Source organism: Allobosea sp. LjRoot9 (assembly GCF_964252745.1).
Lineage (GTDB): Bacteria > Pseudomonadota > Alphaproteobacteria > Rhizobiales > Beijerinckiaceae > Allobosea.
This window is the reverse complement of the sequence record NZ_CAXUPC020000003.1, coordinates 100,992-116,999: the sequence shown is the minus strand read 5'-3', so window position 1 is coordinate 116,999 and position 16,008 is coordinate 100,992. Positions and strand designations below refer to the sequence as shown.

Sequence of the window (16,008 nt, the reverse complement as noted above, 5' to 3'; positions counted from 1 at the left end):
AGGGCGAGCATGACGGGAAGGGCGCCACGCCTTTTGCGAACCGGTTCCGACATATGACTGAAGCAACTCCCCTCCTCTCGCTGCGCGGCGTCAGCAAGAGCTATGGCGCCGTCGCTGCCGTGCGCGAGGTCGATCTCGACATCTTCCCCGGCGAGGTCGTGGCGATCTGCGGCGACAATGGCGCGGGCAAGTCGAGCCTGATCAAGGTCATCTCCGGCGCGGAGGAACCGACGGCCGGCGCGCTCGCCATGCGCGGCAAGCCAGTCGCTTTCGCCTCGCCGCAGGAGGCCCTCAAGCACGGCGTCGCAACGATCTACCAGGATCTCGCGCTTGCCCCGCGCCTCTCCATCGCCCAGAACGTCTTCATGGGCTCGGAGCTGACGAGGCCGGTCTTGCTGCCCTTCCTGCGCGTGCTCGATAAGGCGCAGATGCGCGAGCAGGCGCGCGGCTTCCTCGCGCAGCTCTCGGTCACTGTCGCCGACATGGACCGCCCAGTGGAGCGGCTCTCCGGCGGCCAGCGCCAGGCGGTCGCGATCTCGCGTGCCCTGCGCTGGAACGCCGAGATCATCATCATGGACGAGCCGACGGCGGCGCTCGGCGTCAAGGAGACGGCGCTGGTGCTCGACCTGATCCGCAAGCTCAAGGCGGACGGGCGCACCGTGATCCTGATCAGCCACAATATGCGCGATGTCGTGGCGCTGGCCGACCGGGTCGTGATCATGGGAGCGGGCCGCAAATATGTCGACCGACCGATCGGCGATCTCAGCGCCGACGACATCGCCCATATGATCATGAGCGGCAACGCCAAGGCGGCCTGAAGCGATGCGTGAGACGATCATCATCGACACTGATCCGGGCCAGGACGACGCGGTTGCCCTGCTGCTCGCTTTCGCCAGCACCCAGCAGCTCGATCTGCGCGCCATCACGACGGTCGCCGGCAATGTCCCCGTCGCCCAGACGACGGCGAATGCGCTGCGCATCCGTGAGCTTGCCGGCGCCGAGACACCCGTCCATCGTGGTGCGGAAAACCCCCTGCTCGTCCCGCTCGAAACCGCCGAATTCGTCAGCGGGCCGGACGGGTTGGCCGGCGCCGATCTGCCGCCGCCCCAAAGCGAGCCCGCGCCCGGCCATGCCGTCGAGGCGATCATCGCACTCTGCCGCGCTGCGCCCGATGACAGTGTCACGCTCTGCCCGCTCGGGCCGCTGACCAATCTCGCGCTCGCCTTCCGCCTCGCGCCCGACATTCTGCCGAAGGTGAAGCGCATCGTCTCGATGGGCGGCGCGCTCGGGCTCGGCAACATGACGCCGGCAGCCGAGTTCAACATCTATGTCGACCCCCATGCCGCCGCGATCGTCTATGCTTCAGGCCGACCGATCGTGATGATGGGCCTGGGCGTGACGCATCAGGCGATCGCGAGCCATCAGCAGGTCGCAAGCCTCGGCGCGCTCGGCACCGCGACCGGCAAAGCGATCCATGGCATGCTGACACGGCCGCGGCCCGGCGGCCTCGGCACGGCCGGCCACCCGATGCACGACCCTTGCGTCATCGCCTTCCTGCTCTGGCCCGAACTGTTCGAGGGACGCGATTGCTTCGTCGCAGTCGAGACCTCGGACGGCTCCCAGCGCGGCCGCACGACGATCGACTGGAACGGCCGGCTGAAGCGCCCGGCCAATGCCCATGTCGTCGCGGGCGTGCAAGCCCATGAACTGTTCGAGCGCATGACCCAGCGCCTCGCCACCCTCCCCTGACCGGAAGCCGTCGGTGCGCCCTCAAGGAAACCCGCATGCCCCATTTCGTCGAAGAGCTTCAGCAGGAAGCGGCCGGCGCCATCGCACGCATGAAGCAAGCCGCACTCGCCGCCCGCCATATCCACGCCCGCGCCGAATTGATGCGTCACATGCTGACGACCGCGCGCAAGGTCGCCGACAAGCCGAAGGCCGAGGCTGTGGAGACCGTCGTGAGCGAGTGGATGCAGGCCTGGAATCTCGAACGCACGCAATGGCCCCATATCGCCCGCGAGATGGAGGCTTTTACCGAGGCCTTCCACGACTACGCCAACACCCCCTCGGACGCGCATGACGCCATTCTGCGCCAGAGCTGCGAGGCTCTGGACGCAGTGCTCGCGCGCGAGGGCACCTCGATCTCCGACCAGATGGCCTGGCGCTCGCAATGCGCCCATGGCTGGTGGGACCAGGTCAGCCCGACGCCGGCCGACCTGCCGGGTAGCAAGCCGCGCCCGTCGATTCCGCAGCCGGCAGCCAACACGCCGTTCTGGGACCAGGCTTGCGCCGATTTCTGTCGCTGAGACGACCGTCAAGACGATCCTGTACCATGCATCTGAGCCATTTGGATAAGACGCCCCGCCTTGCAACCCCAGCAAATCCGCTACCCAGCTTGCTCGCATTCCAATAAGCTCCGCCCCAATCGGGACCAAATTCCGGCCGGGCCGAGGCTCGCGCCATGGTCCCATGAAAAGATCGGACGGAGTTGGGCATGAACGACCCTGATCCGCGCGATCACACACTGGGGAAGCTGATCATGAAGAAGATTTTGCTGGCCACGCTCTCGGCGTCGGCCTTGATGGCGGCGCAGCCGCTGATGGCCAAGACCCTGGTCTATTGCTCCGAAGGCAGCCCCGAGAATTTCGCGCCGAGTATCAACACGACCGGCACCTCCTTCGACGCCAACACCCAGATCTACGACACCATCGTGCAGTTCGAGCGCGGCGGCACCAAGGTCGAGCCGGCTCTCGCCCAGAAATGGGATATCTCGGCGGACGGGCTGACCTACACTTTCAGCCTGCGCAAGGGCGTGAAGTGGCACAACACCCGCGCCTTCAAGCCGACGCGCGACTTCAACGCCGACGACTTCATCTTCATGCTCGACCGGCAGTGGAAGGAGAGCGACCCCTATTTCAAGGTCACCAGCTCGAACCACTCCTATTTCAACGACATGGGCATGCCCAAGCTGCTGAAATCAGTCGAGAAGATCGACGACTACACCGTCAAGATCACGCTCAACCAACCCGAAGCGCCGTTCCTCTCCGACCTCGCGATGCAGTACGCCAGCGTGCAGTCGAAGGAATATGCCGACGCCATGCTCAAGGCCGGCACACCTGAAAAGATCGACCAGGATCCGATCGGCACCGGCCCGTTCTCGCTGGTGCAGTACCAGAAGGACGCGATTATCCGCTACAAGGCGCATCCCGATTACTGGGCCGGCAAGGCCAAGATCGACGACCTGATCTTCGCGATCACGCCTGACGCCTCCGTCCGCTGGGCCAAGCTCCAGAAGGGCGAATGCCATGTCATGCCCTATCCGAATCCGGCCGATCTCGAAGCGATGAAGAAGGACGCCAATGTCCAGATCCTGGAGCAGCCGGGCCTGAACATCGGTTATCTCGCCTACAACACCACCAAGAAGCCCTTCGACAACGTCAAGGTCCGCCACGCAGTCAATATGGCGATCAACAAGAAGGCGATCATCGACGCGGTCTATCTGTCGAGCGGCATCGCCGCGACCAACCCGATCCCGCCCTCGATGTGGTCCTATAACGAGACGATCAAGGACGACCCCTTCGATCCGGAAGCCGCCAAGAAGGCGCTGGCCGAGGCGGGTTACCCCAATGGCATGGAGATCGACCTCTGGGCGATGCCGGTGCAGCGTCCGTATAATCCCAACGCCAAGCGCATCGCCGAATTGATGCAGGCCGACCTCGCCAAGGTCGGCGTCAAGGCCGAGATCAAGAGCTTTGAGTGGGGCGAGTACCGCAAGCGCATGCAGAATGGCGAACACCAGACCGGCATGCTCGGCTGGACCGGCGACAATGGCGATCCCGACAACTTCCTGCACACCCTGCTCGGCTGCGATTCCGCCAAGACCAACGGCTCCAACGTCGCCAAGTTCTGCTTCCCGGCCTTCGAGGAGCTGGTGCAGAAGGCCAAGACGGTCTCCGACCCGGCGCAGCGCACCGAGCTCTATCGCCAGGCTCAGGTGATCTTCAAGGAGCAGTCGCCCTGGTTCACCATTGCGCACGCAGTGCAGTTGAAGCCGATCCGCAAGGAGGTGAAGGACTTCAAGCTTTCGCCCTTCAGCCGCCATGTCTTCTACGGCGTCGACATCGCCAATTGAGGCCTTGGCCCGCCTGATGCATTGACGGCTGGGCGCGGCTTTCGAGCCGCGCCCGTTTTGCTAGAGCAGGTTTTGTCAAAGGCGGAAACCGGTTCTCGAGTCCAGCTCTGCCTTTGATAGGCTTCGGAGAGACCACGATGTCCGTTCGCATGTTCGCCGCCGCGGCGGCCCTTGGCTTGAGCGCCCTTCTGCAGCCAAGTACGGCTGGCGCGCAGGCGCTCGTCGTTTGCTCCGAGGCCAGCCCCGATTTCCTCAACCCACAATTCTCGTCGCAGAACACCGCTTATGATGTCGCAGCCCAGATCTACGACAAGCTGGTCACGACCGAGCGCGGCGGCTCGCAGATCATTCCCAGCCTCGCCGAATCCTGGACGATCTCGGATGACGGCCTGACCTACACCTTCAAGCTGCGCCGCGGCGTGAAGTGGCACTCCAGCAAGATCTTCACGCCGACGCGCGACTTCAACGCTGACGACGTGATCTTCACGATCACGCGGATGTTCGACGAGAACCACCCCTATTACAAAGTCGGCGGCTCGAATTACCAGTTCTTCGGCGAGATCGTAAAGCCGAGCCTGAAGGCGGTCGAGAAGCTCGACGACTACACCCTCAAGGTCACGCTAACCAAGCCCTACGCACCGCTCCTGAGCGCGCTCTCGGTCGAGCCGATGTCGATCCTCTCGGCCGAATATGCCGATGCGATGATGAAGGCAGGCACGCCGGAGCAGGTCAATCAGGCGCCGATCGGCACCGGCCCCTTCTCCCTCGTCGTCTATCAGAAGGATGCGACGATCCGCTTCAAGGCGGTGCCGGATCATTGGACCAAGGCCGTCGGCAATCGCGATCGCATGGCGCTGGTCAACGACCTGATCTTCGTGATCACGCCCGACGCCTCGGTGCGCTACGCCAAGGTCAAGTCCGGCGAGTGCCAGATCGCACGCTATCCCAATCCCGGCGACCTGCCGGCGATGCGGGCCGACTCCAACCTGACCATGCTCTCGGGCAGCATTGCCGATCAGAGTTTCCTTGCCTTCAACCAGCAGAAGAAGCCCTTCGACGACAAGCGCGTGCGCGAGGCGCTGGTCTACGCCACCAATATCCCCGCCATCATCGATGCGGTCTATCAGGGCACCGGCAAACAGGCGGCGGCGCTGGTGCCACCCTCGCTCTGGTCGCATGACGACGCCTTGAAGCCGCGCCCTTACGACCCCGAGAAGGCCAAGGCGCTGCTCGCCGAGGCCGGCTACCCCAACGGTTTCAAGACCGTGCTCTGGGCCATTCCGGTGGTGCGCGCCTATATGCCCAATGGCCGGCGCGCCGCCGAATTGATCCAGGCCGACTGGGCCAAGATCGGCGTCCAGGCCGAGATCCAGAGCTATGAATGGGGCGAATATCTCAAGCGCGGCCGTGCCGGCGACCATGAGGTCGGCATGTTCGGCTACACCTGGGATTATCCCGATCCGAGCCAGATCCTGCTCTCTGGCTGGCATTGCGACGGCGTCAAATCCGGCGCCAACCGGGCGCGTTGGTGCAACAAGGAGTTCTCCGACCTCCTGACCAAGGCCAACACCATCACCGACCAGGCCGAGCGCACCAAGATGTTCGTACGCATGCAGGAGATCTTCCAGGAGGATGTCGGCGGACTGCTCTTCGCCAATGCGCAGGCTTTCACGCCGGTGCGCAAGGACGTCAAAGACTACAAGATCCACTTCTTCGGCGGTCAGCCCTTCGTCGGCGTCTCGCTGGCGAAATGACCTGAAAAACCAGGCGCGGACCTCTCAAAGCCGCGCCCGGATTGCCTAATCCACAGGCAGGATTTGCAGGCGCGCTCGACCTCGTTGTAACAGGACCAAATAAAATCTGTCGCGACGATCGGTTCACGCGGCGAACAGGCCGACAAGACTGGGGCTCCGATGCTTCGCTTCATCCTCACACGCGTCAGTCTCGTGATCCCGACCTTCATCGGCATCACGATGCTGGCCTTCTTCCTGATCCGGCTCGTGCCTGGCGATCCGATCGAGACCATGGCCGGCGAGCGCGGCATCGACGCGACGCGCCATGAGATGCTGCGCAAGGAGCTCGGCCTCGACCAGCCCCTGCTGGTCCAGTACGGCATCTATATCGGCCGCGTGCTGCATGGCGATCTCGGCAAGTCGATCGTCACCCGCGAGAGCGTGATCTCGGAATTCAACGCGCTCTTCCCGGCGACGATCGAGCTCGCGCTCTGCGCTATCTTCATCGCGCTCGCGATCGGACTGCCCGCCGGCATCATCGCCGCGGTCAAGCGAAACTCCATCTTCGACCACGGCGTGATGGGCCTGTCGCTGACCGGCTATTCGATGCCGATCTTCTGGTGGGGCCTGCTGCTGATCCTGCTGTTCTCGGTCCAGCTCGGCATCACGCCGGTCTCGGGCCGCATCGCGGTTCAATACTACATCGAGCCCGTCACCGGTTTCCTCACTGTCGACAGCCTGCTGGCGGGCGATTGGGACGCCTTCAAATCGGCGCTGTCGCACCTCGTCCTGCCCTCGATCGTGCTCGGCACCGTGCCGCTCGCCGTGATCGCGCGCATGACGCGTTCGGCCATGCTGGAGGTGCTGGGCGAGGACTATATCCGCACCGCGCGCGCCAAGGGCATGGCGCCTTTGCGCGTCGTCGCGCTGCACGCCCTGCGCAACGCTTTGATCCCGGTGATCACGGTCATCGGCCTGCAGGTCGGCGTGCTGTTCACCGGCGCGATCCTGACCGAGACGATCTTCTCCTGGCCGGGCATCGGCAAATGGCTGATCGAGGCGATCAGCCGGCGCGACTACCCGATCCTGCAAGGCGGCACGCTCTTGATCGGCGTCGTGGTGATGAGCGTCAATCTGTTCGTCGATCTGCTTTACGGTCTGATCAACCCCCGCATCCGCCATGCACGTTGAGGGGCGCTGAACCATGACCGCTGAAACCTTGGAAGCTCCGAGCGCGACCGTCCCGGCTGGCGCCCCGCCGCATCCCCTGCGCGAGTTCTGGAGCTATTTCAGCGCCAATCGCGGCGCGGTTGCCGGCCTCATCGTCATCGTCCTCGTGCTGCTGGCGGCCGTCTTCGCCGAGGTGCTGGCGCCGCACTCGCCCTATCTGACCAACAACGCCGTCTTCCTGAAGCCGCCGGCCTGGCAGGAAGGCGGCTCGTGGAGCTATCCGCTCGGCACCGACGCGATTGGCCGCGATATCCTCTCGCGCCTGCTCTATGGCGCGCGCCTCTCGCTGGTCATCGGCATCGCCGTGGTGGCGCTCGCCATGGTGCTGGGCATCGTGCTCGGCCTGGTCGCGGGCTTCTTCAAGGGCATCACCGAAATCGTCATCATGCGTTTGATGGACATCGTGCTGACGATGCCGAGCCTGCTGCTCGCCATCGTCATCGTCGCGATCCTGGGGCCCGGCTTGATGAACGCGATGCTGGCCGTCGCGATCGTGGTTCTGCCGCACTATGTCCGGATCACACGCGCCGCCGTCATCGCCGAGACCTCGAAGGACTATGTCGTCGCCGCCAAGGTCAGCGGCGCGGGCACCCTGCGATTGATGTTCAGCGAAGTGCTGCCCAACTGCACCGCCCCCTTGATCGTGCAGGCGACGCTCGGCGTCTCCACAGCGATCCTGGACGCCGCAGCGCTGGGCTTCCTCGGCCTGGGCGCGCAACCGCCAACGCCTGAATGGGGCACGATGCTGGCCGATGCGCGTGAGTTCGTGCTGCGCGCCTGGTGGGTGGTGACGCTGCCGGGCTTGGCGATCCTGATCACCGTGCTCGCTTTCAACCTGCTCGGGGACGGCTTGCGCGACGCCCTCGACCCCAAACTGAAACGCTAGAACCATGCCGCTGCTCGAAATCGAGAATCTGTGCGTCGAATTCCCGACCTCCGCCGGCACGCTGAAGGCCGTCGACCGCATCAGCCTGACGCTCGACGAGGGTGAGATCCTCGGCGTTGTCGGCGAATCCGGCTCCGGCAAGAGCGTCACCATGCTCGCGCTGATGGGCCTCGTCGCCTATCCCGGCAAGATCACCGCCGACCGCCTGATGTTCGGTGGACGCGACCTGCTCGCCATGTCCGACCGGGAGCGCCGCAAGCTCACCGGCAAGGATGTCGCGATGATCTTCCAGGAGCCGAGCACCAGCCTCAATCCCTGCTTCACCATCGGCTTCCAGATCGCCGAGACGCTCAGGAAGCATGAGGGCATGGACGGCAAGGCGGCGCGCCGGCGCGCGATCGAACTGCTCGAGCAGGTCGGCATTCCCGCTCCCGAGAGCCGGATGAAGGCCTATCCGCACCAATTGTCGGGCGGCATGAACCAGCGCGTGATGATCGCGATGGCGATCGCCTGCAATCCGCGCCTGCTGATCGCCGACGAGCCGACCACCGCGCTCGACGTCACCATTCAGGCGCAGATCCTCGATCTCCTGATCTCGCTGCAGCGCGAGCGCGACATGGCGCTGGTCCTGATCACCCATAATATGGGCGTGGTCGCCGAGACGGCGCAGCGCATCATGGTGATGTATGCCGGCCAGATCATGGAGGAGCGCAACGTCGCCTCGCTCTTCGCTGCCCCGCAGCACCCCTATTCCGCAGCGCTCCTGGCCGCCCTGCCCGAGCGCAGCGAAGGCGAGCATCGGCTCGCCACCATTCCCGGCATGGTGCCGGGCCTGCATGACCGGCCCAAGGGCTGCCTGTTCAGCCCGCGCTGCGCCTATGCCACCGACCATTCCCGCCTGGTCCAGCCGGAGCTGCGGCCCTGGCAGGACGGGCAGATCCGCTGCCATTACCCGCTCGGCGATCCGCAGCGCGACGCGCTGCGCGCGGCCGGCGGCAATCAGCTCGCGGCCCCGGAGACGACGCCGTGACAACACCGGTCATCGATGCGCGCGAACTGACGCAAACCTACCCCGTCAAGCGCGGCCTGTTCCGCGCGCCGGCGAGCCTGCAGGCCGTCAGCCGCGTCTCCTTCACGGTCGAACCCGGCAAGACACTCGCCGTCGTCGGTGAATCCGGCTGCGGGAAATCGACGCTCGCCCGGATGGCCACCCTGATCGAGACCCCGACATCGGGCACGCTGACGCTCGACGGCCTCGACGCGATCCACCCGCCTTCCTCGGAGAAGACGAGGCTGCGCCGCACGGTGCAGATGGTCTTCCAGAACCCTTACGGCTCGCTCAATCCGCGCAAGCGCATCGGCGCGATCCTCGAAGAGCCGCTGCTGATCAACACCAAGCTGAGCAAGGCCGAGCGCACCGAGAAGGCGCGCGCCATCATGGCCAAGGTCGGCTTGCGCCCCGAGCATTACAGCCGCTACCCGCATATGTTCTCGGGCGGCCAGCGCCAGCGCATCGCGATCGCCCGCTCGCTAATCCTGTCGCCGAAACTGCTGGTCGCCGACGAGCCGGTCTCGGCGCTCGACGTCTCGATCCAGGCCCAGGTGCTGAACCTGCTCGCCGATATCCAGGACGAGTTCGGGCTGGCCTATCTCTTCATCTCGCATGATCTCGGCGTCGTCCGGCACATCGCCCATGACGTGATGGTGATGTATCTCGGCCATGCCATCGAACATGGCCCCAAGCAGGCGATCTTCGCTCGCCCGCTGCACCCCTATACCCAGGCTCTGCTCGCCTCGACGCCGCGCGTCACCACGGAAAAGCGCGAGCGCATCGTGCTGAAGGGCGAATTGCCCTCGCCGCTAAACCCGCCCAAGGGCTGCGTCTTCTCGACCCGCTGCCCGCATGTGACGGATCTCTGCCGCAGCGAGCGCCCGCCAGCCCGGGAGCTCGACCAACGCCTGGTCGCCTGCCACTACGCCGAACGGTTCCTCGCGCAAGCCGCCTGAACCGAGAGACCGAGCCCATACGAAAAAGGCGGCGCGGATGAACCGCGCCGCCTTTTCGTTTCAGGCCAGAGCTAGAGCATTTTCGAGCGAAGTGGACACCGGCTCGCGTGAAGAAAATGCGATAAAACAAGGAGCTAGAGCATTTCCGCGATTCGGAGAAACGCGGAAATGCTCTAGTCGGCGGAAGAGTTATTTCCGCTTGGTGCCGACTTCTTCGTCCCAACGGCGGAAGGCCACGACCATCTTGTCGGGCGTCAGCGGCGTCTCGATCGGATTATTGGCGATCAGGTCGGCATATTCGGGCCGGCCATATTCAGCGATCGCCTTCTGGCTGCTTTCGGGCGCCATCGAGAGCGGCACGTCCTTCACCGCCGGACCCGGATAGAAATAGCCCTCGTCATAGGTGAAGGCTTGCTGCGCCGGCGTCATCGTGTGGCTGATCAGGTCGAGGATGACGGCGAGCTTCTCTTTGGAGACACCCTTGGGCACGAACATGTACTGGGCGTCGGAGACCCAGTGGAAACCCTTCAGCGTCTGGATCTTGGCTTCCTTCGGCACGATGCCGAGCGCACGCGGATTGATGTCCCAGCCGGTGGTCGAGACGATCATGTCGCGCGAGCCGTCGCCGAGCTCCTTCATCGTCGCGCCAGTGCCCGTCGGGTAGTATTCGACGTTCTGTCCGAGCTCCTTGAGATAGGCCCAGGTCTTGTCCCAGCCATTGACCGGGTCCTTGGGATCCTTGTCACCGAGCAGATAAGGCAACCCCATGATGAAGGTGCGGCCCGGGCCGGAATTGGCCGGCCGAGCATAGAGGAAGCGGTTGGGGTTCTGCTTGGTCCAGGTCAGCAGTTCCTCGGCCGTGGTCGGCGGCGTCTTGACCTTGGCCGGCATGTATTCGAGCAGCGGTCCGGAGGGATAATAGACCACGCACATGCCCTGGCCACCGCCGAGATTGTGCATGTCGAGCGCGGCCTTCAGCAGGATCTTGGTCGGATCGGGCAGCGATGCGGCGTGAGCCGGCAGGAGCGGTTCCCAGAGATTCTGCTCGATACCGGCGGAGAGCGCATCCAGGCCGCCGATGATGAGGTCGATATCGACCCGGCCGGCCTCCTGCATCGCCTTGATCTTGCCTGGCAGCTCCGGCGCCGGCGCCTTGGTGAAGGTCATGCGCGAGACCAGGTTCTTCTTGGCGTCGCGATAATTCTCGAGCGGCTTCTGCAGCAAAGCGAGCGCACCGCCGACATCGATCACGCTGATCGCGACCGGCGATTTTGGCAGCGCCAGCGCCTGCGCGAAGGCGCCCGTCGCACCCAGCGCCGGCAGGGTCGCCAGCACGGCTGCGCCACCTTCGACGAATTGCCGGCGCGAAGCGCCCGGCTTTCTTGTCCTCTGATCGTCTGTCATCATTTATCTCCCTTGCTTGGTTGCTTCATCAGGCTGAAACTCCGTCGAGTCAGGCCTGACGTCCTTGGCCGCAGCGCCGAGGCGGATGCGGAAATGAGATGGCGCGCGGCCGCACCGCGCACTTGTCGAAAGTCGCGGCGTCCCGATACATCGCCTTCGGGATCTCCCGCCGCCGGGGCCTGCAAAGGACGACGCCATGCTTGCCGACACCGCCGACACGCTTTCCGGCTGGCTGAGGGAAACGCTGCTGCCGGGCTGGCTCGCGCGCGTCTACGACCCCACGCGGCCGGGCTTCGTCGAGATGCTCGAGCCCGGCGGCGCGGCCTCCGGCAGCGACATCCGCAGCACGCTGGTGACGGCGCGCCTGACCTATGTCTTCAGCCACGCGCATCTGCTCGGCGTGCCCGGTGCGCTGGACGCCGCACGCCACGGCATGACCTTCCTCTGGGAGACCTGCCGGCGCCCCGATGGCCGCTTCTGCTATCGCTGCAGGGCGAGCGGAGAGGTCGTCGATACCAGGTCGGATTTCTACGACCTCGCTTTCGTGCTGTTCTCGCTCGGCTGGTTCGCCAGGGCGAGCGGTGATGGCTTGGCCTTGGCGCGGGCCGAAGAGGTGATGGGCTTCATCGAGACGCAGCTCGCCCATCCCGACGGCGGCTTCAGGGAGGACACACTGGGCACCCTGCCGCGCCGGCAGAACCCGCATATGCACCTGCTCGAAGCCTGCCACGCTCTGGCCGAGGCCAGCGGCGACAGGCGCTGGCTCGCCCGCGCGGACACCATCGTCGCGCTGATGCGCAGGCGCATGCTCGATGAGGCGACGGATTCGCTCGGGGAGTTCTTCGGCGAGGATTGGAGCGCCTGGCCGGAACCGCGCGGCCTCGTCCGCGAGCCTGGCCACCATTACGAGTGGACCTGGCTGCTCTATCACCATGAGCGGCTGACGCATTCCGCCAGCGCCCGCATCGACGCACGCCGGCTCTATGGCTTCGCCGAGCGGCACCGCGATCAAGGCAAGACGCATCCCGTCATCAACGAGATCGACCCCAACGGAGCGGTTCTGAACGGCGCGGCGCTGCTCTGGCCCCAGACCGAATATCTCAAGGCGCTTGTCGCACGGATCGAGTTCGAGGGCGACGAGATCGCCACCACTCGGCTCGACGGCCATCTGCGCCTGATGTTCGACCGCTTCGTCGATCGCAAGACCGGGCTTTGGATCAACCAGATCGACAGCGCCGGGCAGGCCATCATCGAGCCCGTTCCGGTGCGCGTGCTCTACCATCTGCTGCTCGCCTGCGCCGAGATCGTGCGGCTGCGGCCGGAGACCCGCCTGCCGTAGAACGCTTGAGCGGCGCGAGCCTGGCCTCATGGCGCGGCTCCCTCGCCAGCCTTCCAGCCTGCCGCCGCGAGGATATCGTCGACGAGAAGCTGAGAGGCCAGCGCCTCCTCACCGGTCACGACCGGATCGCGGCCCTGCCTGATCGCATCCAGGAAATCCGCGATCACGGCGCGATGGGCGTCATGCGGGAAATCCATGATGTTGGCGCCGCTGCCGGTCGAACCCTCCGCCTCGACGATCTCGGAGCGGCCGTCGAGGAACGACAATTCCAGCCGGCCGCCGACCAATGCGGCAAATCCCTTGCTGCCGATGATCTCGATGCGCTCGGGATGGCCGGGATAGGCGGCCGTGGTTGCGACCAATGTCGCGGGCGCACCGCTGCCGGTTTCGAGCAGGGCCGAGACGTAGTCCTCCGTCTCCATGCGGTGCAACGCCGTGATGCGGGCCTGCGCCGCCACGACCTTGGAAACGCCGACCAGCGAACGGAACAGGTCGAGCGAATGGATCGCCTGCGTCAGCAAGACGCCGCCGCCATCCCGCGCCAGCGTGCCGCGCCCCGGCTCGTCGTAATAGGATTGCGGCCGCCACCACGGCACCCGCAGGAAGGCGGCCTCGATGCTGCCGAGCTCGCCGTCGTCCAGCGCCGCCTTGAGGCGAAGGCTCGCCGGCCTGAAGCGATGCTGCAGCACGACGCCGAAGACCTTGCCGGCCTTTCGCGCAGCCGCGACGAGGCGGGCGCCGCGCGCGCTCGTCAGTTCCAGCGGCTTCTCGACCAGGACATGCTTGCCGGCCTCAAAGCAGCGTGCCGACGCATCGAGATGGCTGCTCGGCGGCGTCAGAACAATCGCTGCATCGACGGCGGGGTCCGCCAGCACGGCGTCGAGATCGGTCGTCACCGGGAAGGGAAACTGCCCGGCAAAGGCCTCAGCGCGCGCCTGCGAGCGGCTGACCGCCCAGCGCACCTGGCTGCGATCCGCGAGATCGAGCAGGCTCTTGGAATGCGGCAGCGAAGCCGGTCCAAGCCCGATGATGGCGATGCCGATCTTGCCCGTCACGCAACCAGACTCCTTGGCGTTTTCCCCTGCAACCCAACAGCCTTGGCCTGCGCCTCCAGCGCCAGCCGGCAGACCGTGAAGACATGGGCCTGCGCCATGGCCGTCTCCGTCCGCGCGCCGATATCGGCGACGAGATTGCGGAAGTAGGTCAATGGCTCCTGCGAGGCGTCGATATGGCGCGTGCCGACCTTGTCGACGAGGAAGACATGGTCGGTCCCCGGTCGGCCTGCGACATCGACATACTTGCGCAGCTCGATCGTGCCCTCGGTCCCCAGGATGGTGAGCCGTCCGTCTCCCCAGGTCGGCAGGCCATCGGCGGTGAACCAGTCGACGCGGATGTAGCCGCCGGCCTGCGGGCTGCGCAGCAGGATTTCGCCGAAATCCTCGAAATCGGGCAGATCGTTCGCGCCGAAATGGCCGGTGGCGGAGGCCACGATCTCGGCCTCGCGCGAACCGGTGAAGTGCAGGAACTGGTCGATCTGATGCGAGGCGATATCGGTCAGGATGCCGCCGAACCTGGCCTTGTCGAAGAACCAGCCGGGCCGGATCGCGCGATTGAGCCGATGCGGGCCGAGCCCGATCGTCTGCACGACGCGCCCGATCGCTCCGTCCGCGACCAATTTGCCGGCGATGATGGTCGCGGGAACGATGAAGCGCTCGGAGAAGCAGACCGAGAAGATGCGCCCGGTCTCCGCCACAACCGCCTCGACTTCGGCCAGTTGCGCCGGCGTGGTGACGCCGGGCTTGTCGACCATGACATCCTTGCCCGCCCGCATCGCACGGATCGCGAGCGCGGCGCGCTCATCGGGAATGCCGGCGCAGACGATCAGCTCGATCGAGGGGTCGTCGAGCAGTTCGTCCGTGCTGCGCGGCGCGAGAGCGGGAAAGCGCTCGCGGAAGCCTGACAGCACGCGCTCGTCGCTGGTCCGCGGATCGAAGCCGACGCATTGCGCGCCAGCCTCGATGAGTCCGCCCACCATGTGGAAGATATGGCGGTGGTCCAGCCCTGTGGCGGCGAAGCGCATCCTATTTCGGTGCTCCGTGCCCGACGCCGATCTCCTGGTCCCAGCGCCGGAAGGCGGCGACGAGACGCTCCGGCGTCAAGGGCGGCCTGGTCGGCAGCTTGGCGATGAGATCGTCATATTCCGGGCGGCCATATTCATTGAGGACGTCGCGGCTTTCCTGCGGCGCCATGGCGAGCGTCACGCCCTTCACCGCCGGCCCCGGGTAGAAATAGCCCTTGTCATAGGTCGCGGCCTGCGCCTCGGGCTTCAGCATATGCGACATCAGCGCCAGCAGCACGGCGATCTTGTCGGCCGGCACGCCCTTGGGGATGCACATGAACTGGGTGTCGGGAATCCAGTGCGTGTTGGCGAGCACGAAGACCTTGGCCTCCTTCGGCACGATGCCGAGCGCGCGCGGATTGATGTCCCAGCCCAGCGTCGAGACGATGACGTCGCGCGTACCCTCGCCGAGTTCCTTCATCGTCGGCGTGGTGCCGCCGGGATAGTAGTCGATGCCGGTACCGAGCTCCTTGAGATAGGCCCAGCTCTTGTCCCAGCCCTTCATCGGGTCGGACGGATCGGCATCACCGAGGATGTAAGGCAGGCCCTGCAGGAAGGTCCAGCCGGGGCCGGAATTGACCGGCCGGGCATAGGTGAAGCGCTTCGGGTTCTGCTTGACGTAAGTCAGGAACTCCTCGGCCGTCTTGGGCACGACCTTGAGGCGTTCGGGCGCATATTCGAAGAGCGGGCCCGACGGCGAATAGACGACGGCGACGCCTTCGTTCTGGCCGAAATTGCGCTGCATCATCAGCGCCTGCTCGTGATAGACCTCCTCGGCCTTGGGCAGTTTCGCCGTATGCGATTTCCAGACATCGACCCACAGGCCCTGCTGGATGCCGTCCGACATCGCGCCCGGCCCGGTCAGGACGAGGTCGATATCGACGCGGTTGGCCTCCTGCTGCGCCTTGAGCTTCGCCGGCAGTTCCGGCGAGGGCGCTCGCGAAAAATTCAATCGCGAGATCAGCTTGGGATTGTCTTTGCCGAAGCGCTCGATCGCGGCCTGCGTCAATTGCAGATTGCCCGCGACATCGATGATGTTGAGCGCCACCGGCGCGGCCTGGGCGCGGGCCCCCGTCGTTGCCAGCGCGGCAAGTCCCGCCGCGCCGGCCACGACGCGTCTGCGTGTCGGATATGTCGAATCTGTCATGGCTCTCTCCC

The 16,008-nt window shown here is 65.3% G+C and carries 14 protein-coding genes; 10 read left to right on the top strand and 4 right to left on the bottom strand.

Annotated elements, in window-relative coordinates:
• Positions 1-53 precede the first annotated feature (53 nt).
• The 9 genes from ACSQ3P_RS15095 (at position 54) to ACSQ3P_RS15055 (ending at position 9,988) form a co-directional block, all read left to right on the top strand.
• Positions 54-818: an ATP-binding cassette domain-containing protein gene (locus ACSQ3P_RS15095; protein WP_436166367.1), complete on the top strand. Its 765-nt coding sequence runs from the start codon at positions 54-56 to the stop codon at positions 816-818.
• A 4-nt stretch (positions 819-822) separates the two neighbouring features.
• Positions 823-1,749, top strand: a complete 927-nt coding sequence (locus tag ACSQ3P_RS15090) for a nucleoside hydrolase (RefSeq protein ID WP_436166366.1) — start codon at positions 823-825, stop codon at positions 1,747-1,749.
• A 35-nt stretch (positions 1,750-1,784) separates the two neighbouring features.
• Positions 1,785-2,306 carry a hypothetical protein gene (locus ACSQ3P_RS15085; RefSeq protein WP_436166365.1) on the top strand — a complete coding sequence of 174 codons (522 nt, stop codon included), beginning with the start codon at positions 1,785-1,787 and terminating at the stop codon, positions 2,304-2,306.
• Positions 2,307-2,494: 188 nt separating this feature from the next.
• Complete coding sequence (locus tag ACSQ3P_RS15080; RefSeq protein WP_436166364.1) at positions 2,495-4,132, top strand: ABC transporter substrate-binding protein; 1,638 nt, start codon at positions 2,495-2,497, stop codon at positions 4,130-4,132.
• A gap of 137 nt (positions 4,133-4,269) precedes the next feature.
• Complete coding sequence (locus ACSQ3P_RS15075; RefSeq protein WP_436166363.1) at positions 4,270-5,886, top strand: ABC transporter substrate-binding protein; 1,617 nt, start codon at positions 4,270-4,272, stop codon at positions 5,884-5,886.
• Positions 5,887-6,045: 159 nt separating this feature from the next.
• Positions 6,046-7,056 carry an ABC transporter permease subunit gene (locus ACSQ3P_RS15070; protein ID WP_069688367.1) on the top strand — a complete coding sequence of 337 codons (1,011 nt, stop codon included), beginning with the start codon at positions 6,046-6,048 and terminating at the stop codon, positions 7,054-7,056.
• Positions 7,057-7,069: 13 nt separating this feature from the next.
• Entirely contained in the window at positions 7,070-7,981 is a 912-nt protein-coding gene (locus ACSQ3P_RS15065) for an ABC transporter permease subunit (RefSeq protein WP_436166362.1), read from the top strand.
• A gap of 4 nt (positions 7,982-7,985) precedes the next feature.
• Entirely contained in the window at positions 7,986-9,011 is a 1,026-nt protein-coding gene (locus tag ACSQ3P_RS15060) for an ABC transporter ATP-binding protein (RefSeq protein ID WP_436166361.1), read from the top strand.
• Complete coding sequence (locus ACSQ3P_RS15055; protein ID WP_436166360.1) at positions 9,008-9,988, top strand: peptide ABC transporter ATP-binding protein; 981 nt, start codon at positions 9,008-9,010, stop codon at positions 9,986-9,988. Before ACSQ3P_RS15060 ends, ACSQ3P_RS15055 begins: the two co-directional genes overlap by 4 nt.
• A 189-nt stretch (positions 9,989-10,177) precedes the next feature.
• On the opposite strand, the gene ACSQ3P_RS15050 is transcribed toward ACSQ3P_RS15055, so the two are convergent.
• A complete protein-coding gene (locus ACSQ3P_RS15050) occupies positions 10,178-11,392 on the bottom strand; it encodes an extracellular solute-binding protein (protein ID WP_436166359.1) in 1,215 nt (404 codons plus the stop codon).
• Positions 11,393-11,588: 196 nt separating this feature from the next.
• On the opposite strand from ACSQ3P_RS15050, the gene ACSQ3P_RS15045 reads away from it, so the two are divergent.
• Entirely contained in the window at positions 11,589-12,731 is a 1,143-nt protein-coding gene (locus tag ACSQ3P_RS15045; protein ID WP_436166358.1) for an AGE family epimerase/isomerase, read from the top strand.
• Between the two features lie 26 nt (positions 12,732-12,757).
• Here the strand turns inward: ACSQ3P_RS15045 and ACSQ3P_RS15040 are convergent, their stop codons facing one another.
• Genes ACSQ3P_RS15040 through ACSQ3P_RS15030 form a run of 3 tightly spaced genes read right to left on the bottom strand, consistent with a single transcriptional unit; the run spans position 12,758 to position 15,997 of the window.
• Positions 12,758-13,786 carry a Gfo/Idh/MocA family protein gene (locus ACSQ3P_RS15040; protein ID WP_436166357.1) on the bottom strand — a complete coding sequence of 343 codons (1,029 nt, stop codon included), beginning with the start codon at positions 13,784-13,786 and terminating at the stop codon, positions 12,758-12,760.
• On the bottom strand, positions 13,783-14,811 hold the full coding sequence (locus ACSQ3P_RS15035; RefSeq protein ID WP_436166356.1) for a Gfo/Idh/MocA family protein: 1,029 nt from the start codon (positions 14,809-14,811) through the stop codon (positions 13,783-13,785). Before ACSQ3P_RS15035 ends, ACSQ3P_RS15040 begins: the two co-directional genes overlap by 4 nt.
• A gap of 1 nt (position 14,812) precedes the next feature.
• Positions 14,813-15,997 carry an extracellular solute-binding protein gene (locus tag ACSQ3P_RS15030; RefSeq protein WP_436166355.1) on the bottom strand — a complete coding sequence of 395 codons (1,185 nt, stop codon included), beginning with the start codon at positions 15,995-15,997 and terminating at the stop codon, positions 14,813-14,815.
• Between the last annotated feature and the right edge of the window lie 11 nt (positions 15,998-16,008).

Excerpts from the sequence above, each read along its gene's own strand:
- ACSQ3P_RS15095 (WP_436166367.1), top strand. The coding sequence starts at position 54 with ATGACTGAAGCAACTCCCCTCCTCTCGCTGCGCGGCGTCAGCAAGAGC.
- ACSQ3P_RS15090 (WP_436166366.1), top strand. The coding sequence starts at position 823 with ATGCGTGAGACGATCATCATCGACACTGATCCGGGCCAGGACGACGCG.
- ACSQ3P_RS15085 (WP_436166365.1), top strand. The coding sequence starts at position 1,785 with ATGCCCCATTTCGTCGAAGAGCTTCAGCAGGAAGCGGCCGGCGCCATC.
- ACSQ3P_RS15080 (WP_436166364.1), top strand. The coding sequence starts at position 2,495 with ATGAACGACCCTGATCCGCGCGATCACACACTGGGGAAGCTGATCATG.
- ACSQ3P_RS15075 (WP_436166363.1), top strand. The coding sequence starts at position 4,270 with ATGTCCGTTCGCATGTTCGCCGCCGCGGCGGCCCTTGGCTTGAGCGCC.
- ACSQ3P_RS15070 (WP_069688367.1), top strand. The coding sequence starts at position 6,046 with ATGCTTCGCTTCATCCTCACACGCGTCAGTCTCGTGATCCCGACCTTC.
- ACSQ3P_RS15065 (WP_436166362.1), top strand. The coding sequence starts at position 7,070 with ATGACCGCTGAAACCTTGGAAGCTCCGAGCGCGACCGTCCCGGCTGGC.
- ACSQ3P_RS15060 (WP_436166361.1), top strand. The coding sequence starts at position 7,986 with ATGCCGCTGCTCGAAATCGAGAATCTGTGCGTCGAATTCCCGACCTCC.
- ACSQ3P_RS15050 (WP_436166359.1), bottom strand. The coding sequence starts at position 11,392 with ATGACAGACGATCAGAGGACAAGAAAGCCGGGCGCTTCGCGCCGGCAA.
- ACSQ3P_RS15045 (WP_436166358.1), top strand. The coding sequence starts at position 11,589 with ATGCTTGCCGACACCGCCGACACGCTTTCCGGCTGGCTGAGGGAAACG.
- ACSQ3P_RS15035 (WP_436166356.1), bottom strand. The coding sequence starts at position 14,811 with ATGCGCTTCGCCGCCACAGGGCTGGACCACCGCCATATCTTCCACATG.
- ACSQ3P_RS15030 (WP_436166355.1), bottom strand. The coding sequence starts at position 15,997 with ATGACAGATTCGACATATCCGACACGCAGACGCGTCGTGGCCGGCGCG.